This is a genomic window from Dyadobacter beijingensis DSM 21582, from assembly GCF_000382205.1.
In the GTDB taxonomy this organism is placed as follows: Bacteria; Bacteroidota; Bacteroidia; order Cytophagales; family Spirosomataceae; genus Dyadobacter; species Dyadobacter beijingensis.
On sequence record NZ_KB907786.1, the window covers coordinates 737,015 to 761,069 of the forward strand.

Below are 24,055 nucleotides of genomic sequence, written 5' to 3' on the forward strand. Positions count from 1 at the left end.
AATGTAACAAAAAAGCAACCCTCTCAGGTTGCTTTTCCATTCCTTTAAAATCCGAAACCGATTAGCCCAGTTGGTTAATGCAGTTCAAATCTTCGAACGCCACTTTCAGGCGGGAGATCATGCTCTCTTCGCCTTTGCGCAGCCATACGCGTGGGTCGTAGTATTTTTTGTTCGGCGAATCTGCGCCTTCGGGGTTGCCGAGTTGTGATTGCAGATAGCCTTCCTTTGCTTTGTAGTAGTTGAGAACACCTTCCCAGGTCGACCATTGCATGTCGGTGTCGATGTTCATTTTGATCGCGCCGTACTCGATCGCTTCGCGGATTTCTTCGCGGGATGAGCCTGATCCTCCGTGGAATACGAAGTTAACAGGCAGGTCGCCGGTACCGAATTTCTGCTTGATGTAGTCTTGTGAGTTGCGGAGGATTTTCGGCTCCAACTTCACATTACCCGGCTTGTATACCCCGTGAACATTACCGAATGCCGCTGCAATGGTGAAGTTAGGGGAGATTTTAGAAAGTTCTTCGTAAGCGAATGCCACTTCCTCAGGCTGCGTGTACAATTTCGAGCTGTCAACGTCCGAGTTGTCAACACCATCTTCTTCGCCGCCGGTTACACCGAGTTCGATTTCAAGCGTCATGCCCAATTTCGCCATACGCTCGAAATATTTAGCGCAGATCTCGATGTTCTCCTCGATAGGCTCTTCCGAAAGGTCGAGCATGTGCGAGCTGTACAAAGGCTTGCCGTATTGATCGAAATAACGCTCGCCCGCATCCAGCAAACCGTCGATCCACGGCAGGAGTTTTTTCGCGCAGTGGTCGGTGTGGAGGATTACCGGAACTTCGTACAATGCCGCCATCTGGTGTACGTGCTGCGCACCCGAGATACCGCCGGCGATAGCCGCCTGCTGGTTGGCATTGGAAAGGCTTTTTCCTGCGTAAAATATAGCGCCGCCGTTTGAAAACTGAATGATAACAGGGCTGTTAACCGCTTTGGCTGTTTCCAGGACCGCATTTACCGAGTTGGTACCTACCACGTTAACTGCCGGAAGGGCGTAGTTGTTTTCGTTGGCATGGCGGAAAATTTCACTAACTCCATCGCCGGTTACAACACCGGGTGCAAAGCGTTTTGTCGTTTCGCTCATAGTAATAAAGGATATTTTTTCAAGAATTAATTTTACAATTCAAGTGTAGGCCCTGAATTGTACGGCAATCCCTGCAAGTTAGCTATTTTAGGGAAAATGGCCGAGCTATGTATGGTTTATTATGCGTTCCAGCGAAGATTAATACAGCCGTGATCGTTTTGGCGCAATCTGTGGTATCTTTGAAAATCAATGAGAAAATGGGAGCGCCGCTCCCGATGTTTAAGAAGATCCTTCATTAATGAATTCCAAACTGATCCGGACGATTTTCCTGGCCCTCGCATTCGGTTTTCTGGCCTTGTGGGTGCTCGAATTCCGGCGTGCCGGCCTTTTCGAAAGCTACTGGCTGCTACTCCTGTGCGTCATTTGTTTTTTGCTATTCCAATTCAGCCGCTTGAAAGCCGCTTCGCTTGCGAAACAGGCAGCGGAAACCGGGGCTGCATCCAAAAAACCGGGTAAGGCATCAGCGGTCGGCGGTCAGCCGTCAGCGGTCAGCGGTCAGCCTTCGTCGGTCAGCGGTCAGCCGTCAGCAGCCTCACCGGCTCGTTCCAAACCCGGTAAAAATCCGAAAAAATGAACCTGATACTCCTCGTTACCACGATCATATTCTTCATGCTGGCGGGCTATTACGGCGCGGTACGATCGGTGTTGCTCGATGTGTGGATCGACCGGTATTCGCTGCGGCATGAGAAGAACGAGCAGGTGGAGCAGACGCTCTACTGGCGTCGTATCCTGCGCATGATCCGTCTCGCCGCCGTCGCATTGGGCTGCTTTATGGCCGTGATCACGGTTTTTCCACTATTCGCATTGGACTCCGGCGCAGGCAACTGGCTGCTGGTCATTGCGCTTTTTGCGGCGTTGGCCGTGCTTTGGATGGGCAGCTATTCAACCTGGGTGAAAGTAGGGCGCAGTTTTCCTAAAATACTCGACCTGAAAGCGTTCCCGGTACGCTTCGGCGAATGGCTCATGACGCCGCTTTACTGGGTCATCGAGCCGTTTGTGAAGGAAAATATCCTGTCGCCTTCCTTGCGTGACGACATTATCTCGGCCGACGATCCTGATTTCGACGATCACAGCATCGAGGAGCGGATGTTTATCAATGCATTGGATTTCAAAGATTTACGAATCCGCGACTGTATGATCCCGCGCACGGAAATCTCGGCCGTGAATGTGAATGCAAGCATCGAGGACCTGCGGACGGCGTTTCTGACCAGCGGGCATTCGAAAATCATCGTACACAAAGAATCCGTCGACGAGGTGCTCGGCTACTGCCACGCATTGTCGTTATTTAAAAAACCCAAAGACATCAGCAGCATCGTCACACCGATCCTGATTGTGCCCGAAGCCATGCCCGCCCGCGACCTGATGCTCCGCTTTCTCGAAGAGCGCCGCAGCATTGCCCTGGTGGTGGACGAATTCGGCGGAACTTCCGGTCTGGTGAGCGTAGAGGACGTGGTAGAGCAGATTTTCGGTGAAATCCAGGACGAATACGATACCACTGAGGACTGGACGGAGCGGCAAGTCGACGATCATACTTACATGCTCAGCGCCCGCCACGAGCTCGATTACCTCAATGATAAATATGGCTGGGAATTACCCGAAGGCGATTACGACACGATTGCCGGTATGCTTATCCATTTTTACGGCGACCTGCCCGACGAGAACGAGGTCGTGGATATGCCGCCGTACTCATTCCAGATCGTTTCCGTCCAGGACACGCGTATCGAGCTCGTCAAGCTGACGATCGAGGAAAAAGAGCGCAAGACGGAACGGAACGGCCACAATTAACAGACATTACAGGACCAGTGCGGATTACAGCAGAGCAAATAGGTAAAAAGTTTATCAGGGAATGGATCGTACGGAATGCGAGCTTCGAACTCGCAGCCGGCGAGAAATATGTTTTTGTAGGGCCCAACGGAAGCGGTAAATCGACGTTGCTGCAACTATTGACGGGCATGCTACCCGTTTCCGAAGGCAAGATCATTTACACCGGTTCCGGTAACAAGGAAGTGGAAACCGACCATTGGTACAAGCACCTCGTGATCGCCGCTCCCTACCTCGAACTGATCGAAGAATTCACATTGCGCGAGCAGATCGAATTTCACGCGAAGTTCAAACCTTTCAAAAACGGTATGTCGGCGAAAGATTTTGAAGATTTTATTCAACTTCCCCACGCCAGTAACAAGATTATCCGGCATTTTTCCTCCGGTATGAAGCAGCGGGTCAAGCTGGGCCTCGCGTTTCTCTCGGACGTGCCGGTGGTTTTTCTCGATGAGCCAACAACAAACCTGGATGTGCAAGGCATCAATTGGTACCTCGATCACGTCATAGATCATACACAGAATCAGCTTGTTTTGCTCGGTTCGAACGTGCAGCAGGAATACGAATTTTGCAAAAATATCATCTCGGTTTCTGCGTTCAAATAGAAAAACCCGCCGATACGGACTATGCAGAAAACTCTACGGCTTCTTTTCATATCGTTTCTGATCATCGTCCGTGCTGCCGGCCACGCGCATGCCGCTACCGGCCTGTTTGTTGAAAACAGGGGGCAATGGGACAAGGATATCCGCTTCCGTGCCGCTATTCCCGGTGGGTTCCTGTTTTTGAAAGATCAATCCTTGCTCTATGTACTTTACGATGGCGCCAAAGTCTCGGCTTTGCATGCCAAAAGTCACGGTGGCATGCCCGCTGCACGTGAGGACATGAGCGCGCCCGGCGTACGTGCGCACGGAGTGGAAGTGATGGTGGGAAATGGAGCGGGCAATGTGCGGTTCAAAACGGCGAAGGCGGGAAAATCGGCATTCAACTATTTTCTTGGAAGCAATGCGGATAACTGGGCGGCGGGCGTGAAGGGGTTTGAAGAAGTGATTTATGAAAATATTTATCCCAATATCGACCTGCGTGTTTACCTGAACCAGGCACGGCTGAAATACGAATTCATCGTCAAACCCGGCGCGGATGCCTCGCAGATCGCCCTGCAATACAAGGGAGCCGAGAAGGTTTCGCTGAATGAATCGGGGCAAATCGTCATCAAAACTTCGGTAGGGGAATTTAAAGAAGCGCAGCCCTACTCGTATCAGCCTGCCGCCAACGCCCGCACCTCCGAAGTAGCCTCCGCATTCCGCCTGTCACCCGATAACATCGCCCATTTCGAGCTGCCCGATGGTTATAACCAATCATTGCCGCTCACCATCGATCCGGAGCTGATCTTCTCGACCTATTCCGGCTCGGCTGCCGACAACTGGGGCCATACCGCCACGTACGACGGCGAGGGTAACCTGTACTCCGGCGGCACCGTTTTCGGTACCGATTTTCCGGCTACTACCGGCGCTTTTCAGGTCAAATTTGAAGGAATGGTGGATGTCGCGATCATGAAATTCAACCCCGACGGTACCGACCTGCTCTATGCGACATTCCTTGGCGGCGACAATACCGATGTGCCCACAAGCATGATCGTCAACAGCCAAAAGGAGCTGCTCATTCTCGGCACCACTTCTTCCAAAGATTTTCCGGTGCGCACCAATGCATTTCAAAAGACGTTCGGCGGCGGGACCGGCATTCAGCCTATTTCCGGCCTTATTCTGGCCTATGGCGGGGATCTTTTTGTGTCCAAGTTAAATGCGGCGGGGAACCAGCTCACCGGCTCGACGTTCCTTGGCGGCAGCGGTAACGACGGCGTGAGCATCACCGACAGTATTACCATCCGGAACTATGGCGACGCCTTCCGCGGCGAAATTGGGGTGGATCAAAACGACCAGGTTTATGTGGTGTCGTCTACCAATTCAGCTAATTTTCCATTGAAAAACCCGTCGCAGAATAAGCTGGCAGGCGGCCAGGATGCGGTGGTATGCAGGCTTTCGGCAGGGCTCGATCAGCTGTTATGGTCGACTTATGTGGGCGGCAGCAAGTGGGACGCGGCCTATTCGCTGAAAGTAGCGGGTAATAGCGGCATTTATATTGCGGGCATTTCGCGGAGCGCCAATCTGCCCTCCAAAACCGGTGCCTACCAGGCGGCATTGAAGGGCGTCGAGGACGGTTTTGTAGCTCGTTTTGTGAACGACCAGCTTTCTGCACTAACCTACCTGGGTACGGACAAGGAGGACGGCGCTTACCTGCTCGATCTCGATCAGGCGGGGCAGGTGTATGTGTACGGGCTCACGATGGGCACATATCCCGTGAGCCAGGGTGTGTATCAGAATGCAAAAAGCGGTCAATTTGTGCATGCATTGAATGCTGCATTGTCCCAAAGCGTCTTTTCGACCGTGATCGGTTCCGGCCGCGGCACGCCGGATATTTCGCCGACCGCATTCCTGGTAAGCGAATGCGGGAACATTTACCTGGCAGGCTGGGGCGGTAATGTCAACAGCGGGACGGACAACAATGCAGCCAGCAGCACGACCGGCCTCCACGTCACCGAAGACGCCATTCAACCGACGACCAACGGCAATAATTTTTACATCGCCATTCTCGAAGAAGGTGCTAAATCAATGCTGTACGCGACATTTTTCGGCAGCCTCGCCCGCGATACCCGCCTGCAAGGCGACCACGTCGATGGCGGTACGAGCCGGTTCGATAAAAACGGCATGATCTACCACGCTACCTGTGCCTGCGGCGGCAGCCATTTCCCGGCCACGCCAGACGCATGGTCGGAAACCAACAACAGCGACAACTGCAACAACGCCGCATTCAAGATCGATATCGACCGTTTGAAAGCGGATTTCGACGTGTACGCGGGCCAGACGAAAGACGTGCTCAAAGGCTGCGCACCGCTGGACCTGACGTTCGTAAACACAAGCGAAGGCGGGGTCGATTACATTTGGGAGGTTAATGGCGCTACAATTTCGCGGGAAGAGGGGCAGTCGGAGTACAGGTTTACCAAACCTGGTGAATACACGGTGACGCTCAAAGCCTACAACCGTCTGAGCTGTAAGCGAATGGACGTCGCGCAAAAGAAAGTGATTGTCGAAACATTGGCGACCAGGGTAACCGGCGACACCACTGTTTGTGAAAATACGGCCGTAAAACTCAGCGCGAGCGGAGGTACGCAATACAAATGGTCGCCCGCAACGGGCCTCGACAATGCGAATATCGCCACGCCCGTCGCCACGGTGAAAGAAAATGCGGAATATACTGTCGAAATCAGCAACGGGGCAGGGTGTAAGGTTTCTGAAACCGTGAAAGTGACCGTCGCGAAAAAGACTGATTTCGTGGATATGCCCGATACGGAAGTATGCCAGGGCGCGACGGTGACGCTCACGGTGGCCGGCAACGCGCCCCGGTACAAATGGCACGCGACGAGCGGGCTCGAAGAAACCATCGGCAAGTCGGTGACGGTCAAACCGACGCAAACGACCACCTATATCATCGAAGGCATGTACGAAGACGGCTGCCGCCCGTTACGCGAGATTACCGTGAAAGTCGATAACGCCTACGCCCCGGATTTCGACGTCGTGCAATCGGGCGGGGCTTGTAACGAGCCATTTACCTATTCGCTTACAAACAAAACCCGCAATGCGCAGCGCTACGAATGGCATATGGGCACCGGCAACCCGGTGACCGACCCGGAAGTGAAAAATTACATTTACGAAGTCCCCGGGGAATACACGATCACGCTCACGGCCTACAATGCCGCGGGTTGCTCGCTGACGGCCTCTAAAAAAGTCAGTGCCGAGCCGGCATTTGTGCTAAGCAATGTGATCACCCCCAACGGAGACGGCAAAAACGACTTCTTTATCGTGCCAGTCGCCTCTTCGACACTGGAAATCTTCAACCGCTGGGGAAAATCCATCTTCAAAAGTGCTGATTACCAAAACGATTGGGGTAAAGGGATCGCCAACGGCACTTACCTGTACGTCGTCGACACACCGCAGGGTAATCACTGCAAAGGCTGGGTGGAGGTGCTGGAATAGAAGGGTTTTGATTGTTTCGGCAGAGGTGTTAACTTTAAGTTGATCAAATTGAAACACACTTTTAAATACAAAAACACATGAAAAACATCTTTTCCATACTACTAGTCATCTTAACCGGCTCATTTGCGCAGGCGCAGGGGAATTTTGGGAAGCAAATCGATGAACAACAGGCCATTGCGGCGACGGCGCTTCCGGCGAAGATGGGCGATAAAAGCGAAATGCAGGTGAAAGTGACGGGTACGGTAGAATCGGTGTGCCAGGTGAAAGGCTGCTGGATGATGGTAAACCTCAATAACGGCGAAACAATGCGCGTGATGTTCAAGGACTACGCATTCTTCGTGCCGAAGGATATTACCGGTAAAACGGTCGTTTTTGAAGGAGAAGCGAAGAAAACGACAGTGCCGGTGGAGCATTTGAAACATTATGCGCAGGATGCCGGCAAGAGCAGGGAAGAAATAGCGAAAATCACCGGGCCGAAGGACGAGCTGACGTTTATCGCCGACGGCGTGATCGTGAAATAATCGGCCCGTTTACGGGAGAAATGGCCAAACGGGCACTTTTGTAGCGATACACCGGTGTCCGTTTTCTTTTTATGCTTTCCAGATCTTTCTCCATTTTGTGGCTGGGCCTGCTGCTCGGCATTCAGGTTTTTGCCCAAAACAACCAGTATGTCTGGTGGAATCCGCAGTCGGCGACCTTTCCCGTTGTGGAAGGGCAGGCGTGGCCGAAGGAGCTCAAAAGTCCCTATGACCGCCTCCCGGCGCGTGCGGAAAAGCAGGTAAGGGATGTGGTATGGGGGCTGTCCACCCAGTCGGCCGGGTTAATGATCCGGTTTCGGGCCAATTCATCGGAAATTAAAATCCGCTATACCGTCGGAGGCAAGCACGCGCTCCCTCATATGCCCGCAACGGGCGTGAGCGGGGTCGACCTGTATGCGGTCAGCAACGACGGCGAAACGCGCTGGTGTGCCGGGAAATATGCATTTGGTGACACCATTACCTATGATTTTAAAAACCTCGCGCCTAACGACAACTACCATAAGCATGGCCGTGAATACCGTTTGTTCCTACCGCTTTACAATAGCGTGAAATGGCTGGAAATCGGGACGCCCGCGGGGGCGGAATTTGCGCCGCTTGCCGTGCGGCCCGACAAGCCCATTGTTATTTATGGCACCTCCATTGCCCAGGGAGCATGTGCATCCCGGCCGGGAATGGCCTGGACGTCGATTTTAGGGCGTAAAATGGACCGGCCGCTCATTAATCTCGGGTTTTCGGGTAACGGGCGGCTGGAAACCGAGGTCGTAGATCTGGTAAGTGAAATCGATGCGAAAGTGTACGTGCTCGATTGCCTGCCCAATCTCACGATCCGCCCCGATTCGAAAATGCCCCTGACTACCGAAGAGATCAAAAACCGTGTAATGCGCACCGTAAAGGCGTTACGGCAGAAGCGCGCAGACGCACCGATTGTGCTCGCGGAACATGCCGGCTACACCGACGAGGCGATTAATCCGCAAAGCAAGCACTTTTATACGGAAGTGAATGAGGTACTGCGGGATGCATTTGCCGCACTGAAATCGCAAGGCGTCCAAAATATTTATATCATACCCAAAGCGGATTTCGGGCAAACCTACGAATCGACCGTCGATGGTACGCACCCGACGGACCTGGGCATGCTGCAAATGGCCGACGGTTATGAAAAGCATTTGAGAAACATCCTGCATGAGCCTGCGGGCGACGTTTCTACGACCCGCCCAATAACTCAAATGCGCGAGTTGCACAATTATGATTGGGAAAAACGCCACGCGGAAGTGCTCGAATACAACAGCAAGACTTCGCCTTCGACGGTGGTTATCGGCAATTCCATAACCCACTTCTGGGGCGGCTTACCGAAAGGTCCGAGAGCTGCGGGTGAGTCTTCATGGAGCAATACATTCGGGAAGAATGCCGTGAATATGGGTTACGGCTGGGACCGCATCGAGAATGTGCTTTGGCGCATTTACCACGGCGAGCTCGACGGCTTCAAGGCGAAGCAGCTATTTGTGAATATCGGTACGAACAACCTGGGTTTTAACAGTGACGAGGAAATCGCCGAAGGCTGGAAACTGCTGATCGGGGCATTGAAATACCGCCAGCCACAGGCGCAGATCATCATGATGGGCATCTACCCGCGCCGCCAGCAGGAGCCGCGCGTGGCTGCATTGAATGACAAATTACTGCAAATCACAGGCGAAGCGAATGTCACATTCCTCAACCCGGGAAAAGTGTTTTTGAAAACGGACGGAAAGATCGACGAGACATTGTTTTCCGACGGCCTGCATCCGAATGAGAAAGGATACAGCCTGCTGGGTAACGCGATTAAACCACTTGTGAAATAGGCACTAAAGCACAATCCCAATCCCGAACAATATCACAAACAGCAGCGTCGAAAGCGCCATCTGTTTCAGGTAGGGATCGAGTTCGCTGGCTTTGGTAAGGCGTGAAATGGCCAGGCCGTTTTTGACGAAAAGGGGGAAACTGAGAAAGAAAATCAGGCTCGTGTAGCTCGAAAAATGCTGGGCGGTGTAAACCGTCACGCATAGCATCCCGACGAGCAGAATGCACCAATGGTACACGATCGCCATTTCGCGGCCGATCCGCACGGGGATGGAGTTTTTACCGGTAGCGCGATCGGATTCAATGTCGCGTATGTTGTTGATATTCAATACTCCGACGGCGAAAAGTCCGCAGCTGCTGGCGGGCAGAAGCAGGCCCCAATCCCATACGTGCGTATGCAGGAAGTTGCTGCCCAGCACGCCTACCCAGCCGAAAAAGATCAGTACGGAAAGGTCGCCCAGGCCCACATAGCCATACGGACGCTTGCCCGCCGTGTAGGTAATGGCCGCGATGATGCAGGCAACGCCGATGCCGAGAAATACCCAGAATGTATTGGCAGGAGCGTTCTTTAGTGCAATAGTCAGGAGCGAAATGCCGGAAATCAACGCGAGGACTGAAAAGATGATAATCGCGCGAAGCATTTTCTCCGCCGTAATGTGCCCCGAATGCACGGCCCGGCGGGGGCCCTCGCGTAGTTCCGTATCCTTGCCGTTCACCGCATCGCCGTAGTCATTGGCGAAGTTGGACAATACTTGCAGGATAATGGTCGTCAGCACGCTCAATGCGGCTACCGGCCAGCTAAACTGCCCTGTTCCCGCCGCCAGAAAGCAGCCCATTAATATACAAGACAATGCAAGAGGTAATGTGCGGGGACGCGCGGCTTCAATCCAGGGATTCATTTCGGTATTGTTAATTCGGGTAATGTCAGGCGGCAGTTTTCTGCTCGGCCCAGTTTATAATTTTTTCGGCGATGTCAAGGCCTCCGTTTGAAACTGGCACAAGACGGTTTCCATCGTAGCTCATGGCAAGGTGAAGCGTATTATAGGCTTCAATGAATAATGAAAGCATCTTTTTGTCTACGGCTGATAATTCATCCCGGTACCAGTCGACGCTTTTTCTGCCTTTTTTCTTCGTTACAAACACAACATCCAGCGCTTCCAATACACCGATGTATGCGGTGTGCCCCGCCATTTTTACATACTTCTTGTCTTTGTACAACTCATCTTCCTTAACTGCTTTTTCGAGAAGAATTTGTTTGGCATTGGAGAGGTAGCGGCGTGCTTCGTCAATGGTGCTGATGTTTTTCATAGTTGCGTATAGTTAATGTGTTAAAAAAACAGCCGAAAGCGCCCCCGGAAGAACCGAAGACGCTTCCGACTGCAAATCTAATTAAATCCCAACCGCCTGCGTAAACTCCGCGTCGGTAGGCAATACTTTCGAGGCGAAGAAATGTGTCAGCTCGCCTTTTTCGTTGATTACATATTTGCAGAAATTCCAGGTAGGAACTTTGTCGTTCCAGCCGTTCAGGTCTTTGCTGCTCAGCCATTTGTAGATCGGAGCCTGGTCGTCGCCGAGTACGGATACTTTCTCGAACATCGGGAAGGTTACGCCGTAGGTCGCCGAGCAGAATGTCGCGATTTCTTCACTGGTGCCTGGCTCCTGGCCGCCGAAGTTGTTGGCTGGAAAGCCGAGTACCACCACTTTGTCGCCGTGGTCTTTGTAAAATTTCTCCCAGTCGGCATATTGCTTGGTGTAGCCGCATTTGGAAGCCACATTCAGGATCACCACTTTTTTGCCTTTGTATTTGCTCAAATCGACGGTTTTCCCACCCACGAGCGATTTTACCTTGAAATCATAAAGCGATTGCTTGGCAACAGGAGCATTCTCCGGGCGACTTGCGATTTCGGATTTATCAGCAAAAAGCCCTGTAATCAATGAAGTAATCATAATAAAAAGTGTCTTAATGAAGCTCATAATCGGTTTTGGTTACGGTTAGTACATATGTTAGAAAGTGATATTGCATGCACGGATCGGGTTATTGCCATTTCCAAAACACTATACGGCCCGATTTTGAGAAAAGTTGCTTACATCCTTTCGGGGACGTCTATGCCCAATAACCCCAAAGACTTGCGAATCGTTTCCGCAACGGCGCCCGACAACGCGACCCGCAATTTCACCGCCTCGGGATCGGGATCGGAGAAGATCGAAACCTCGGCGTAGAACTGGTTATAGACCTTCGCCAGGTCGAATGCGTACTGCGAAATGAGCGAAGGCGCAAACTCGTTGGCAGCCGCCAGAACCTTCACCGGATATTGCGACAAGGCAAATACCAGCTCGCGCTCGGCCTGGTGCATGACGTAGCTTTCGCCCGGAATTTCGGCGGCGACGCCTGCCTGCTCCGCCTTGCGCATGATCGAACGGATGCGGGCGTAGGTATATTGGATGAATGGCCCTGTATGACCTTGGAAATCAATGGATTCTTCCGGATTGAAGAGCATTCGTTTTTTCGGGTCTACTTTCAGCAGAAAGTATTTCAATGCGCCCAATGCCAGCTGGCTGTAAAGCTGTTTGGCCTCTTCGCTGTTGAAATCGTCGATTTTGCCGAGATCCTGCGTACGGTCGGAAGCGGTTTGTATCATTTGGGCCACCAGGTCATCCGCATCCACGACGGTTCCTTCGCGGGACTTCATTTTTCCGGAAGGCAAATCCACCATGCCGTAGCTGATATGGTGGCAGTCGTCGGCGTAGGTTCTTCCCAAACGTTTCAGGATGGCGAACAACACTTTGAAATGATAGTCCTGTTCATTGCCTACCACCCACAGGTAACGATCGTTTCCGAAGTCGTTGTTTTTCAGCTCGGTAGTGCCCAAATCCTGTGTAATGTATACGGATGTGCCGTCGCCGCGGAGCACCAGTTTTTCATCCAGCCCTTCTTCGGTAAGGTCGATCCACACCGAGTTGTCGGCTTTTTTGAAAAATACCCCTCTTTGAAGGCCTTCTTCGATAATGTCTTTGCCTAGCAGGTAAGTGTTTGACTCATAATATGTTTTATCGAAGCTCACGCCGATCTTCCTGTAAGTTTCAGCGAAGCCCGCGTACACCCAGTTATTCATTTTTTGCCAGAGCGCCACCGTTTCGGGGTCGTTATTTTCCCAAAGCAACAGCAATTTTTGCGCTTCCAGAATCCAGGGCGCCTTTTTCGCCGCTTCTTCCTCGCTTAGTCCTTCCGCTACCAGCGCTTTAATCTGCTTTTTGTATTCGACATCGAAGAGTACATAATATTTACCCGCCAAATGGTCGCCCTTGATGCCGCTCGTTTCCGGTGTTTCGCCATTGCCCAGCTCGCGGTAGGCCAGCATGGATTTGCAAATGTGGATACCGCGGTCGTTGACCAGGCACGTTTTGATCACCTCATAGCCGCTCGCTTTCAGGACTTTCGCCAGCGAATCGCCGAGGAAGTTGTTGCGCAAATGGCCGAGGTGAAGCGGTTTGTTGGTATTGGGCGAAGAAAATTCCACCATCACCGATTTTCCGTTCGAAGGCAATGTGCCGAATGCCTCGTCGGTCGCGATTTTTCCGAAAAGTTCGAGCCAGGTGCTGTCTTTGAGGCTGATATTCAGAAAGCCCTGTACGACATTGAAGCCCGCAACCACGGATGAAGACGCAACAAGTTCTTCACCGATCAACTGACCGATTTCTGCCGGCGCCTTACGCGCGGCTTTGGTCAGCGAAAAGGTCACAAACGTGTAAAATCCCTCGAATTCCTTTTTGGTGGGTTGCAGGATAATGTCCTGGTTGTCCAGCTGAAAGTGTTTTTGGACTGCTTTTTGAATATCCGCTTTGAGTATTGCTTCAATGGTCATGAAAAATCGGGGATTACCTCCCGCAAGTTTTTATTTAAGTGAAATTATTTCTAATATTAATAGCAATGTGAGCCTTGCAGCATGCAAAATTAGGCTAATTATTGATGTGAGTTACACCCCAGAAGGAAGAAGTTATGCATAACCGTTTTATAAATTATTCCGGGTTGCTATTAATGCTGTTACTGGTCTTCGTGCCCTTGTGCGGTGCGTGGGCGCAGTTGCAGCAATCCGACCGCCTCGAAATCCCGACCAGCTCTTCTTCTTCCGAGGAATTCGAGGTTTTCAGCCTGGGGGAGCAGGGTATATTGTCGGTGATCAGGGGTAACGAGTTTTCCAACCGCAACGAGCAATGGGAGTTTGTGAAATACGATACCACGCTGAAAGCAGTCTGGCGCACATCCTTCAAGCTCGACTTCCGGTACATTCCTGTAATGGCCTACAAGGCCGAGGAGAGCGGTTACTGGCTTTTCGCCGAACCGGATACCGATAAATTTCTCTTCCTGCAACTGAATTTTCAGGACGGCTCCATCGATACGTATAAAGGGAACCTCCTTTCGGGTGTGGACGTGCAGCATTTCAAAGTTATCGGTAGCAAGGCATTGGTGTCGGGCTATTACCGTTCGCGGCCCATCGTGATCGTCCATTCGTTTTTCGACCATACCACGCGCGTGCTGCCCGGCCTGTTTGAGAAGAATACCGAGCTGAATAACGTGGACATCAATGAGATCGACGGATATATCAATGTGATCACTTATGCTTACCGCAAAAAAAATTGTGTTTTTGAAATAAAAACTTATAACTACGACGGAAAGCTGCTCAAACGGACGACCCTGAGCGACCCGCGTTACAGTTTTATTTCCGGGCAGATTGTGCCGCTCAACCCGGACGATTCCTATCTGATCGGCAACTATTCGGTAGGATGCACGCAGTATTCGCAGGGCCTCTACGTCACGCATATTTCGGACGATACGCCGGAGGAGCCGCAGTTTATCGAATTTTCCGAGTTGCAGAACTTCTTCAATTATATGAAACCCAAGCGGCGCGCCCGCGTACTCGAAAAGATCGGTAAGCGGAAAAGCCTCGGTAAGGAAAACCGGTTCCGGTACCGGCTGCTCGTTCACCAGCTGATACAGACGGAGAAGGAGATCGTGCTGGTGGCCGAGGTATATTATCCCAACCAGCGTTCTTCGAGCCCCATTATTTCCGGCGGCATCTCACGCCCGTACGTAGCGCGCGCGCTCGAAGGCTACCGGTATACGCATGCGATCGTTTGCGGCTTCGACCGCAGCGGAAAGTTCATTTGGGATAACACCATTACCATTAAAGACCTCACGAGCTTCGATTTACAGGAAATGGTGCAGGTGACGCCGGTGGATGATTATTTTGTCCTCGCATATCCTCAGGAAGGGGAAATCCATACCGAGGTGATCAGCCGCAACAAAGTGGTGGTAGAAACCGAGAAATTCAAAATCAACCCTAAATCGGAGAAGGAAAAGGTGCTGAACAATGAGGACGGCTACCTGTCGCCGTGGTACGGGCAGTATTTCCTTGCGTACGGCATGCAGCGGCTCGGCACATCGGCGATCGGGCAGGGACGCGAGGTGTTTTACGTGAACAAGCTTACATACAAAACGGACGAAATCGGCAAAGCCGAGAAGGAAGAAGCATCGCGGCCGCGCCAGCAGCCATAAAATGCGTTAATCTACCAGCCAGATGTGATCGGCTTCGAAGCCCTGTTCCTTCCATTCCACCTGCACGCGCTGTGATTCGACGGTGCTGACCTGCATGCCCACATAGTCGGGGTCGATGGGCAGCTCGCGGTTGTAGCGGCGGTCGATCAGGACAAGCAATTCCACCACTTTCGGGCGTCCGAAGGCTGTCATGGCGTCGAGCGCGGCGCGTACCATGCGGCCGCTGGCGAGGACGTCGTCGATCAGGATCACTTTCTTACCCTCGATGATGAAGGGTACATTGGTTTTGTTGGGAACGAGCGGGGTTTCGCGGCGGCGAAAATCGTCGCGGTAAAACGTAGCATCCAGATGCCCCAGCAGGATGTTCTGGCCGGTTATCTCGCGAAGTTCTTTCACAATGCGTTCGGCAAAGTGGATTCCCCTGGGCTGCAAGCCCATGACGACCGTGTTCGAGAAATCCTGGTGATTTTCAATCAGTTGCTGACAAAGCCGGCTGATCATTATTTCCAGAAGGGGGCTGCTGAGTACTAATCGTTTTTGGGGTATCATGAAATTTCCCTGAATTTTAGCCTAAATTAAAGTGCTCTTAGACGAAATTAAAACTTTTATTCAATGAAATATCTGATTGCCGGGCTGGGAAATATTGGTCCGGAGTACGCTTTTACCCGACATAATGCAGGCTTCATGGTGCTCGACCGCCTGGCTGCGCAGCACGATTTCAAGTTCTCTTTTGAAAAACTGGCATTCGTGGCAGAGTGGAAGTATAAAGGCAGGCACATTTATTTTATCAAACCTACTACCTATATGAACCTGAGCGGTAAGGCGATACGGTATTATATGGACCAGTACAAAGTGACGGCCGAAAATACGCTTGTGATTGTTGACGAACTGCAATTGCCTTTCGGAGCGCTGCGGATCAAGCCGAAAGGCAGCCACGGCGGTCACAACGGTTTGAAGAATATTGAGGAATTACTTGGCACGTCGGAATACCCCAGATTGCGTTTCGGGATCGGAAATAATTTTCCGCGGGGCAGGCAAGTAGATTATGTCCTAAAACCTTTTTCCAATGAGGAAATGACGGAGCTGCCGATCATTTTGGACAAAGCGGGGGATATGGTTACATCGTTTTGTACTTTGGGAATACAATCGACAATGAACAATTATAACCAATGATTGTACTTTTTAAAGAAAATATAAATATTTCAAGAATTGTATTTATTTGGCTTTGTGCTTAATTCTTGAAATTTAATAAAAGCTATTTGCTGATTACTAATAGAAAATAAGTTTTAAACTGCCGTTTTTGCCATAAAATTCCAAAGAATATTTTGAAGTCGCGTTTTTGAACAATTTGTAATTTCAAAATTAATTCAGACATTTGTAGTGTCATAAGGCGGAAGAAAAATTGAATAAATCCATGACGCAAAATTGAAATACTGTTATCTTTGTATTGAAACAGGATTTCAAGGCGAAAAGGGGCTAACACTAACAGTCCGAAATCGTTAAAATGGATGAGTTGATCAGGATTTCGTCAGATCTGGAGAATAAATAACAGCGTATATTGATTAAGTTCTCCGAGTTTTGTAAAGAAGAAAAATTAAAGTATTATTGATAGTATTCTTACTTTACAATTGAATGAACCGATCAGACCGCCTGAAACGTTAATAGAAAAAGAGAAAACAGCTGAAAAGCTTAAAGATATAAAAGATAAGAAAAGGTTAAGGGTTTAGGAATAGTCAGTATAAAGCCATCTCCATGAGATGGCTTTATCTTTTTACCGGCTCCGCCCAAACTTCCACTCTTCTGTTCGACTTCTTCATCGCTTCCGACTGGTTCATGCGCCTTGGCTGCGCCGAGCCGTACCCCGAACCCTCGATACGGTCCGCGATAATGCCCTTGCCAATCAGGTAGGCCTTGATTGTTTCCACCCGTTTATTAGATAATTCCAGGTTTTTCTCGAAGCTACCCGTGTTGTCGGTGTGGCCTTTGAGCACAATCCGCAAATCCTGCCGTTTCTGGAAATAACTGACGATCGAATCGAGGTCGGTGAGGGCGCTGTCTTCCAATACTTCTGTTCCCTGGCTGAAATACAGCGTCGACAGCGGCGTAGAATGCGTTTCCGGCGACATGTTCATCAGCGCTTTGATTTCTTCGAATCGGTTATTTGTCCGCACAGTGACATTCCGGGATTGAAAACCGTCGGCCTGGGCGGTAATGCGGTAGGTTTCGTGGGGCGGAAGTTCTACGTTGTACACGCCGTCGACCGTCTTCGTATGCGCCACGAGCGAGTCGTTGGCCGATTTGCGGACATGGACTTCCGCGTCGTTGACGGGTCTGAGGTTGCGGCCATCGTACACACGGCCGGTTACCATAGCCAGGTTTTTGTTCCGTGCCGGTTCCAGGCTTTCCTCCGCGGGTTTGGGTGCTTCTGCCGGTTCTTCTTTTTTAGCGACAGGTTCCTTGAAGGTCCTGGCGATCGTCTGGTAGCTGCGCCGGACGAAAACGGGCGTCATCACGCGGTCGTAGAGGCGGATCAGCGCCACCGTTCCCCCGCTGGATTCGTTGCCGGCAATGAGATCGTCCTGGAATATGTTCAATACCTGGTCTACATCAAGGATACCTTCCGTCCCCGGATCTTTGAACTCCACTTTGGAGAGCCCATTGATATACATTTTAATGGTTTTCGTCTCGTGGTCGCGCGAGTACACGTAATGCACGTACTGGTTGGCGCGCACGGGTGCCTTCTCGCTCACCGCAAAGTCGTAGAAATTGAGTTTGCCGTTGTAAATGTAGGTCCCGTAGTCGCTTTTGCGGTTTTTGAAATCGAGCACACGCTTCCAGCTATCGAGCTCCGTCATTTTAAAGTATATCTCGACCGTGAAGGATTTGCTGAGGAAACCTTTCGTTTCTGCATTGTTGAATTGCAGTCCGCTGTTTTTTTCAAACACGTAAATGGAGCGCGAAAGGTAATCTGAACCGGGAATTTGTTCCTTGATAATCTCTCCGGGTTGCCCGAGTGGTTTCAACGAGGGACCGCCGCTTTCGATCGGGGCGAAACCATTGTTGAAATCGTAGGTCCACTGGTTCTGGGCATGCAGCGCAGGGGTTGCAAGGAGCATGCTCAGCATCGCCCGCAGCGCATTTTTTTTGTTAATCATACCCAAAAATATAAAAAGTGGGGGCGGAAGCCGAGGTACAACTTGTAATTTTGGATCGTTATTCTTTTTGCGTGTGAAAAACATCGGTATCGGTCTTCTCTTTTCCATTCTCTGGTCGTCGGCATCTGTCGCCACCAAATTCGGGGTACAATCTGTGGCCCCGCTGATTCTGGCAAATGTTCGTTTTTTTATTGCCGGTATTTTACTGTTATCATTTTCATACCTGTTCGCCAAAGATAAGTCGTATCGGCTGCCCACGAAAAAGGAATGGCGGCAGCTGGCGCTGTTCGGTTTCCTGAATACAACGCTCTACCTGGGCCTGTACGTGTATGCGATGAAGTATACCGCGGCCGGGATCGGAAGCCTCGCGGTGTCGACCAACCCGCTGATTATCGTGCTGCTGTCGTCGTGGTGGCTGAAACGGAAGCCCAAAGCGGAAGAATGGACGGGCATTATCCTGGGTATGGGCGGTGTAGGCCTGGCCACGTATCCGTTGCTGGCCGATAGCTATACGACAATTGGCGGCATTACATTGCTGCTGATCAGCATGATCGCCGTTTCGGCGGCGAGCGTGTACTACGCCACGGTGAAATGGGAATTGCCCAATCTGCTCATCAATGGCTGGCAGGTATTTCTGGGCGGCGTTTTTTTGCTGCCTTTCACATTGTCGCTGGCCGATTTCAGTACCAGCAAATGGGACCCGGTTTTCTGGGGTTCGGTGCTGTGGCTGAGCCTGGCAGTGTCCATTGCCGGGTTGATCTGCTGGTTTTACCTGCTCAGGATCGATACCGTGAAAGCATCGCTCTGGCTTTTTCTTTGCCCGCTTTTCGGATTCTTCTTCGCATGGTGGCTCATGGGCGAGCCCGTGACGATGTACACCATTTTGGGCACGCTGTTCGTCGTGGCCGGGCTGTACGCCGGGCAACGGACCAAGTTTTCAGGAAGTAAAAATGGTTAGTCTACCAGGATCTCTCCTTTGAGATATAATTTGGCTTGTCCGCCGATGAATACCCGCTCTCCGTCCAGTTCGCATTTCAGGTAGCCGCCGCGGCGCGAGAGCTGGCGGGCCGTGAGCTTGGTTTTCTCGAACCTTTCGGCCCAGTAGGGGATCAGCGTGGTGTGCGCGGAGCCGGTTACGGGATCTTCGTCTACGCCGGATTGCGGTGCAAAAAAGCGGGACACAAAATCTACATCATCGCCGGCAGCCGTGACGATCACGCCGCGTGCGGGAATAGTAGAAAGGATGATAATATCGAAATCGAGGTTTTTGACGACATCTTCGGATTCCAGCACAACCATATAATCCGTTTTGCCTTTGTACACTTCCAGCAGCGTCGTGTTTTTCAAGCTTTCCACGAGGCCCGGAGGCGGTACGGCAATGTGGTATTGATCAACGGGGAAATTCAGTGTCAGCCAGTCTTCCTTGCAATCCACGGTCAGTACACCGCTTCTCGACTCGAAGCTGATCGACTGGCCCTCGTAGTTCTGGATATTGAAAATCACATAGGCTGCTGCGAGCGTAGCATGCCCGCACAGGTCAACCTCGACCGATGGTGTGAACCAGCGGATATGGAAGCCGTTGTCAGTCGGAACGTAGAATGCGGTTTCTGCCAGGTTGTTTTCGGCGGCCACGGCGAGCATGGTTTCCTCGGGGAGCCATTGTTCCAACGGCACTACCGCAGCAGGGTTTCCACCAAACAGCTTGTTCGTAAAAGCGTCGATCTGGTATATGGGAAGTTTCATGAAGTCAAATGGGCTTGGTGATGGCAAGGTATCAAAAATATCCGCTTAGGGAAGATTTTCTTATTAATTTTTAATATAATTTATTGGAAATAGATAATAAATCAAACGGACGGCTGCCGGAAATTGTCAGCGTTTCCGGTTCTTCATACGAAGATAAACGCCATTGGTCCAGCCGAAGCCTTCCTGGATTTCATATTCCCCGCCACCGGCGATGAGGTTGGTGTCCGACACATTGTATTTTTCGAGCATTTTACCCGAATGCCGGTACTCCTTCTCGATCAGCCCCAGCCATTCGTCGCTCAGCTCGTTGGCCGTGCGGTGGAAATTGTAGTTACGCAATCCTTTGTAGACAATCCATTGCAGCGGTGCCCAGCCGTTGGGCGCATCCCATTGCTGACCGGTCCGCACCATGGTCGTCAGCAGCCCGCCCGATTTCAGAAAGTTCAGGCGGATATAGGCACGTACATAATGCGAATGCGGCTTGGGCGCCAGCTTGAAAAATAGCGGAAAAGCACCCGCAATGGTAACGGCCTTCGTAAAATCCTGCTTCCGGAAATCGTAGTCCATATAATAATGCTTCGATTCGTCCCAGAAGTAGGTCTGAATGGCCCTGTTCCGCTGCCGCGCCTTTTCTTCGTATAATAAATGCATGCGCCGGTTATCGCAGAGCAGATATGCCTCGGCCAATGTCTTTTCCAGGTGATGCATGAGGCAATTGAGGTCGATCGGCAGGATGTCCGTCGTGTGGATCGATGCGAAATCGGTTTCTTCGCCGAACCACCTGCTGCTGAAATCCCAGCCCGATTCCGCCGCCGCGCGGATATGGCGGTAAAGCTCGTCGGGCGCCGTGCCGTATTTCTCGGAAACCTCCTTTGCCAGTTCGGTATCCTCGCTGTACGATTCGGGGCGTGGCGTGGCCTTATCGTCCCAAAAGCGGTTCAGCATAGCGCCGTCGGGCAGGTATACCAGGCGGCGGTGGGCCGTGAAAGGCGCACGGGGTTCCAGGCAGCCGTCCATCCAGTAATCGTATTCCTTCTGCATCTGGGGCAGGTATTTTTTCAAAACCTTTTTCCCTTCCATTTCGCTGAACAGCCGCACCATGAGCGAAAAGAAAGGCGGCTGTGAGCGGCTCAGGTAGTAGGTACGGTTGGCGGTAGGAATAAAACCCAATGTGTCAATCAGGTAGGCGAAGTTATTGAGCATATGCTCGATGAGCTCCGCACGCCCCGACTCTTTCAGGCCCAACATGGTAAAATAGCTGTCCCAATAGTAAATCTCCCGGAAACGCCCGCCTGGCACCACGTAAGGATGAGGGAGCGGGATCAGCGAACCGCCGCGCTCCTGGTTTTCGGGCTGGCGGGTGAGCACCGACCATAGCTTACCTACATATTCCGAAACGGTGTCGGGTTTGTCGGATTGAAATTCGGAGGCTATCTGCGCGGGTATCCTGAAATGCCCGCGCACAAATGCTTCCATATCAAAGCCTTCGTCGTCTTTCTCGCGGTGGTACCTTTCGATGATCAGCACCGGGTCTTCCAGCGGAATGGCGTCGGCAAATGTTTTGGAATCGGAAAAAATGTGGCTGCATTGCACATCACGGAATAATGATCCGTACAACTCCTCGGGAGAGATGTGAGGCTGGCCGTAAGTAAAGGATGGAGCAACAAAACCGTACAAAACAAACTGACTTTAAAGGGTTTTCCGAATGAACGTTAAGCTATTTGACTTCTGTAAATTTAAGTTTAGGCAATGACATCGCATTTTCGATCAACCGGATCTGAATGCCGAGAATACCTGCCTCTGCATTCGCATCGATTTTTTCCGCATCGTCGGTGGGCTTGTGGTAATCGTCATGCCCGCCGGTATGGAAAAACAGTACAGGTATCTGCCTGGCGTAAAACGAACCGTGGTCCGAGCCGCCGCTTCCTGCATGATCGGTAAAAAACTTCGTATCGCTTTTTACATCCTTGAAAATGAGCGGCCATTCCGCGCTGGTACCATACCCGCCAATGCCTACGCCCCGGTTGGGATCATAGCGGCCGATCATATCCATATTCGACATGAAGTTGATATCGGCGAGCGGCAATGTCGGGTTGTTAACAAAATAACGCGAGCCGACGAGCCCCAGTTCTTCCGCGCCGAAAGCGATGAAAAGGAAATTATAGTGCTCCTTTTTGTCATTTCCGCTAAAATACCGCGCCAGTTCGAGCAACCCGGCCACGCCGGAGGCATTGTCGTCGGCGCCGTTGTGGATCTGGCCTTCGGGCTTATCGGCTTTCGAACTGCCCTGGCGGCCGAGGCCAAGGTGGTCGAAATGAGCGCCTATGACGATGGTATACTGCGCCCCGTTGTCGAGAAAACCGATCACGTTCCGCGCCTCGCGAATACTGTCGGGGACTACTATCCGTCTGATTTTCGCCGTAAAAGGCTGGTAGTAGCCGTCGGTTCCTTTGGGTAAAAGGTGGTACTTTTTGAATTGTTTCACCACATATTTCGCGGCTTTTTCATTTTCCTTGCTGCCCGTGCCGCGGCCTTTCATTTTGTCGGACGCGAGGTAGGCGATGTGTTTGCGGATGTTTTCCGGAGAAGGCGTGACGGATTGTCCAAATGCCTGCACAGCGCCCAAAACGAGCAGCAGACTGTGAAAAAAGATTCTCATTACATTAAAAATAGTTAAGAGGCAAAGATACGCCCCAGCATTCCGGCAGGGCCCGGCAGCGGACAGAATTTTTGCATTTATTTGTATTTTCAGGCATCCCGGCTTAATATTGCACCATCAATCAATTGCTTCCCTGAACGGCGGTTGATTTATAAAGAAGAGGCGAGAGAATGGGCTCAATGAACCTCTGGCAACCTGCTACCGCGACGGAGAAAGGTGCTAATTCCCACCTAAGTTATTAGGAGATATAAAATCAATTCGTGTGCTCTTACAGTTAGAAATTTCCGTAAGCCGATTGGCTTTAGTCTCGCAGCTGCAACCGAAAATTTCGGTCGCCGACTTTACCATGTGTTGAATTTAACCACCTGCTGTGGCTCTATGCAAGCGGAACAGAAGACATTTAAGTACCCTTATCCCTATGCGCTCGAAATGGGCGGCGAATTACCGGGATTTGAACTCGCATACACTACTTACGGAGAACGGAATGCCAGCGATACGAACATCGTATGGATTTGCCACGCACTCACCGGTAGCTCTAATGCCCACGACTGGTGGGACGGCCTCGTAGGCGATGACAAGTATTTCAACCCTTCGCAGCATTTCATTATCTGCGTGAATGTACTGGGGTCGGCGTATGGCTCTACCGGGCCGCTTTCCGTAAATCCCAGGACCAACAAGCCCTATTACCATACTTTCCCGACCCTCACCGTCCGGGATGTGGTAGGGACGCTGGACCTGCTGCGGCAGGAGCTGGCGATCAGCCGGATCAAAATCTGCATCGGCGGTTCGCTCGGCGGGCAGCAGGCGCTGGAATGGGCCGTGGAAAAGCCCGATCTGTTCGAAGAGCTGATCCTGATCGCTTCCAACGCACTGCATTCTCCGTGGGGCATTGCATTCAACGAATCGCAGCGGATGTCTATCGAAGCAGACCCTACTTACAAGGATGCGCATGATGAAGCGGGAGCCATGGGTATGCGTGCGGCGAGGTCGATTGCATTGCTTTCTTACCGGAATTACGATACTTACAACTTTACCCAGGCCCGCGACAATCCCGATCAGATCGACGATTTCCGCGCCTCTTCATACCAGCAGTACCAGGGCGACAAGTTTGTAAAACGCTTCAATGCATTCTCTTACTGGGCGTTATCGAAGATTATGGACTCGCACAATGTCGGCCGTAACCGCGGCGGTATCGTGCATGCGCTCGGGCTCGTGAAGGCAAAAACGCTGGTGCTGGGCATTAAATCCGACCTGCTGTTCCCGCTGTCGGAGCAGCAGTTCCTGGCTCGCCATATTCCCGACGCCGCATTCCAGGAAATCGATTCGCTGTACGGTCATGACGGGTTTTTGATTGAATATAAGCAGCTTACGCAGGTCATCCGCGCGTGGCAGGAAACGAACGGGCAGCTGCAAATGGCGCGTATTCGATAGCGCATTCAGGATTTCAGTACATGATATATTCGTGCAAAAAAGCGAAACTCCCGACCGGCAACCGATCGGGAGTTTCGCTTTTTATAGGTATTAC

At 51.5% G+C, this 24,055-nt stretch carries 20 protein-coding genes and 1 riboswitch; of the genes, 10 read left to right on the forward strand and 10 right to left on the reverse strand.

The annotated features are described in order from the left end of the window. Positions 1 to 61: 61 nt before the first annotated feature. Positions 62 to 1,141, reverse strand: coding sequence for a class II fructose-bisphosphate aldolase (gene fbaA / locus H144_RS0103120; protein WP_019940574.1), 1,080 nt, complete (start codon positions 1,139 to 1,141; stop codon positions 62 to 64). Positions 1,142 to 1,379: 238 nt separating this feature from the next. Here fbaA and H144_RS34690 point away from each other — a divergent pair, with 238 nt between their 5' ends. The 6 genes from H144_RS34690 to H144_RS0103160 all read left to right on the forward strand — a co-directional run bounded on the left by H144_RS34690 (position 1,380) and on the right by H144_RS0103160 (position 9,421). After that, on the forward strand, positions 1,380 to 1,715 hold the full coding sequence (locus tag H144_RS34690; RefSeq protein WP_019940576.1) for a hypothetical protein: 336 nt from the start codon (positions 1,380 to 1,382) through the stop codon (positions 1,713 to 1,715). Continuing rightward, positions 1,712 to 2,926: a hemolysin family protein gene (locus H144_RS0103140; RefSeq protein WP_019940577.1), complete on the forward strand. Its 1,215-nt coding sequence runs from the start codon at positions 1,712 to 1,714 to the stop codon at positions 2,924 to 2,926. The genes H144_RS34690 and H144_RS0103140 overlap by 4 nt, the downstream gene beginning before the upstream one ends. Before the next feature lie 17 nt (positions 2,927 to 2,943). After that, a complete protein-coding gene (locus H144_RS0103145; protein ID WP_019940578.1) occupies positions 2,944 to 3,564 on the forward strand; it encodes an ABC transporter ATP-binding protein in 621 nt (206 codons plus the stop codon). Between the two features lie 21 nt (positions 3,565 to 3,585). Then, a complete protein-coding gene (locus H144_RS0103150) occupies positions 3,586 to 7,047 on the forward strand; it encodes a DUF7948 domain-containing protein (protein ID WP_019940579.1) in 3,462 nt (1,153 codons plus the stop codon). A 77-nt stretch (positions 7,048 to 7,124) separates the two neighbouring features. After that, entirely contained in the window at positions 7,125 to 7,568 is a 444-nt protein-coding gene (locus H144_RS0103155; RefSeq protein WP_019940580.1) for a DUF4920 domain-containing protein, read from the forward strand. Positions 7,569 to 7,639: 71 nt separating this feature from the next. Continuing rightward, entirely contained in the window at positions 7,640 to 9,421 is a 1,782-nt protein-coding gene (locus H144_RS0103160; RefSeq protein ID WP_019940581.1) for an SGNH/GDSL hydrolase family protein, read from the forward strand. 3 nt (positions 9,422 to 9,424) lie between these two features. Here the strand turns inward: H144_RS0103160 and H144_RS0103165 are convergent, their stop codons facing one another. The 4 genes from H144_RS0103165 to argS all read right to left on the reverse strand — a co-directional run bounded on the left by H144_RS0103165 (position 9,425) and on the right by argS (position 13,282). Beyond that, positions 9,425 to 10,318: a 1,4-dihydroxy-2-naphthoate polyprenyltransferase gene (locus H144_RS0103165; RefSeq protein ID WP_026350374.1), complete on the reverse strand. Its 894-nt coding sequence runs from the start codon at positions 10,316 to 10,318 to the stop codon at positions 9,425 to 9,427. 25 nt (positions 10,319 to 10,343) lie between these two features. Further along, positions 10,344 to 10,727, reverse strand: coding sequence for a DUF5618 family protein (locus H144_RS0103170; RefSeq protein WP_019940583.1), 384 nt, complete (start codon positions 10,725 to 10,727; stop codon positions 10,344 to 10,346). Between the two features lie 81 nt (positions 10,728 to 10,808). Continuing rightward, positions 10,809 to 11,366 (reverse strand): glutathione peroxidase, encoded by a 558-nt coding sequence (locus H144_RS0103175; protein ID WP_019940584.1) that lies wholly within the window; start codon positions 11,364 to 11,366, stop codon positions 10,809 to 10,811. A 137-nt stretch (positions 11,367 to 11,503) separates the two neighbouring features. Further along, positions 11,504 to 13,282: an arginine--tRNA ligase gene (argS, locus tag H144_RS0103180; RefSeq protein ID WP_019940585.1), complete on the reverse strand. Its 1,779-nt coding sequence runs from the start codon at positions 13,280 to 13,282 to the stop codon at positions 11,504 to 11,506. A gap of 173 nt (positions 13,283 to 13,455) precedes the next feature. Between argS and H144_RS0103185 the strand changes: the two genes are divergently transcribed. Continuing rightward, positions 13,456 to 14,973, forward strand: a complete 1,518-nt coding sequence (locus tag H144_RS0103185; RefSeq protein WP_019940586.1) for a hypothetical protein — start codon at positions 13,456 to 13,458, stop codon at positions 14,971 to 14,973. Positions 14,974 to 14,979: 6 nt separating this feature from the next. On the opposite strand, the gene pyrR is transcribed toward H144_RS0103185, so the two are convergent. After that, complete coding sequence (gene pyrR / locus H144_RS0103190) at positions 14,980 to 15,522, reverse strand: bifunctional pyr operon transcriptional regulator/uracil phosphoribosyltransferase PyrR (protein ID WP_374754574.1); 543 nt, start codon at positions 15,520 to 15,522, stop codon at positions 14,980 to 14,982. Positions 15,523 to 15,585: 63 nt separating this feature from the next. On the opposite strand from pyrR, the gene pth reads away from it, so the two are divergent. Continuing rightward, on the forward strand, positions 15,586 to 16,146 hold the full coding sequence (gene pth, locus H144_RS0103195) for an aminoacyl-tRNA hydrolase (protein WP_019940588.1): 561 nt from the start codon (positions 15,586 to 15,588) through the stop codon (positions 16,144 to 16,146). 590 nt (positions 16,147 to 16,736) lie between these two features. Here the strand turns inward: pth and H144_RS0103205 are convergent. Then, positions 16,737 to 18,128 carry an OmpA family protein gene (locus tag H144_RS0103205; RefSeq protein WP_019940590.1) on the reverse strand — a complete coding sequence of 464 codons (1,392 nt, stop codon included), beginning with the start codon at positions 18,126 to 18,128 and terminating at the stop codon, positions 16,737 to 16,739. A gap of 73 nt (positions 18,129 to 18,201) precedes the next feature. Here H144_RS0103205 and H144_RS0103210 point away from each other — a divergent pair, with 73 nt between their 5' ends. Then, a complete protein-coding gene (locus H144_RS0103210; RefSeq protein ID WP_019940591.1) occupies positions 18,202 to 19,086 on the forward strand; it encodes a DMT family transporter in 885 nt (294 codons plus the stop codon). Here the strand turns inward: H144_RS0103210 and H144_RS0103215 are convergent. The 3 genes from H144_RS0103215 to H144_RS0103225 all read right to left on the reverse strand — a co-directional run bounded on the left by H144_RS0103215 (position 19,083) and on the right by H144_RS0103225 (position 22,530). Continuing rightward, positions 19,083 to 19,871, reverse strand: a complete 789-nt coding sequence (locus H144_RS0103215; protein WP_019940592.1) for a PhzF family protein — start codon at positions 19,869 to 19,871, stop codon at positions 19,083 to 19,085. The genes H144_RS0103210 and H144_RS0103215 overlap by 4 nt on opposite strands. Positions 19,872 to 19,997: 126 nt before the next feature. Further along, entirely contained in the window at positions 19,998 to 21,548 is a 1,551-nt protein-coding gene (treA, locus tag H144_RS0103220) for an alpha,alpha-trehalase TreA (RefSeq protein ID WP_026350377.1), read from the reverse strand. A 40-nt stretch (positions 21,549 to 21,588) separates the two neighbouring features. Then, entirely contained in the window at positions 21,589 to 22,530 is a 942-nt protein-coding gene (locus H144_RS0103225) for a M20/M25/M40 family metallo-hydrolase (RefSeq protein ID WP_019940594.1), read from the reverse strand. A gap of 146 nt (positions 22,531 to 22,676) precedes the next feature. Further along, positions 22,677 to 22,784, forward strand: a riboswitch (SAM riboswitch). Positions 22,785 to 22,908: 124 nt separating this feature from the next. Here H144_RS0103225 and H144_RS0103230 point away from each other — a divergent pair. Beyond that, a complete protein-coding gene (locus H144_RS0103230) occupies positions 22,909 to 23,961 on the forward strand; it encodes a homoserine O-acetyltransferase family protein (protein WP_019940595.1) in 1,053 nt (350 codons plus the stop codon). Positions 23,962 to 24,055: the final 94 nt, after the last annotated feature.

Coding starts and splice junctions, on each gene's coding strand:
- fbaA (WP_019940574.1), bottom strand. CDS start 1,141: ATGAGCGAAACGACAAAACGCTTTGCACCCGGTGTTGTAACCGGCGAT.
- H144_RS34690 (WP_019940576.1), top strand. CDS start 1,380: ATGAATTCCAAACTGATCCGGACGATTTTCCTGGCCCTCGCATTCGGT.
- H144_RS0103140 (WP_019940577.1), top strand. CDS start 1,712: ATGAACCTGATACTCCTCGTTACCACGATCATATTCTTCATGCTGGCG.
- H144_RS0103150 (WP_019940579.1), top strand. CDS start 3,586: ATGCAGAAAACTCTACGGCTTCTTTTCATATCGTTTCTGATCATCGTC.
- H144_RS0103155 (WP_019940580.1), top strand. CDS start 7,125: ATGAAAAACATCTTTTCCATACTACTAGTCATCTTAACCGGCTCATTT.
- H144_RS0103160 (WP_019940581.1), top strand. CDS start 7,640: ATGCTTTCCAGATCTTTCTCCATTTTGTGGCTGGGCCTGCTGCTCGGC.
- H144_RS0103165 (WP_026350374.1), bottom strand. CDS start 10,318: ATGAATCCCTGGATTGAAGCCGCGCGTCCCCGCACATTACCTCTTGCA.
- H144_RS0103170 (WP_019940583.1), bottom strand. CDS start 10,727: ATGAAAAACATCAGCACCATTGACGAAGCACGCCGCTACCTCTCCAAT.
- H144_RS0103175 (WP_019940584.1), bottom strand. CDS start 11,366: ATGATTACTTCATTGATTACAGGGCTTTTTGCTGATAAATCCGAAATC.
- argS (WP_019940585.1), bottom strand. CDS start 13,282: ATGACCATTGAAGCAATACTCAAAGCGGATATTCAAAAAGCAGTCCAA.
- H144_RS0103185 (WP_019940586.1), top strand. CDS start 13,456: ATGCTGTTACTGGTCTTCGTGCCCTTGTGCGGTGCGTGGGCGCAGTTG.
- pyrR (WP_374754574.1), bottom strand. CDS start 15,522: ATGATACCCCAAAAACGATTAGTACTCAGCAGCCCCCTTCTGGAAATA.
- pth (WP_019940588.1), top strand. CDS start 15,586: ATGAAATATCTGATTGCCGGGCTGGGAAATATTGGTCCGGAGTACGCT.
- H144_RS0103205 (WP_019940590.1), bottom strand. CDS start 18,128: ATGATTAACAAAAAAAATGCGCTGCGGGCGATGCTGAGCATGCTCCTT.
- H144_RS0103215 (WP_019940592.1), bottom strand. CDS start 19,871: ATGAAACTTCCCATATACCAGATCGACGCTTTTACGAACAAGCTGTTT.
- H144_RS0103225 (WP_019940594.1), bottom strand. CDS start 22,530: ATGAGAATCTTTTTTCACAGTCTGCTGCTCGTTTTGGGCGCTGTGCAG.
- H144_RS0103230 (WP_019940595.1), top strand. CDS start 22,909: ATGCAAGCGGAACAGAAGACATTTAAGTACCCTTATCCCTATGCGCTC.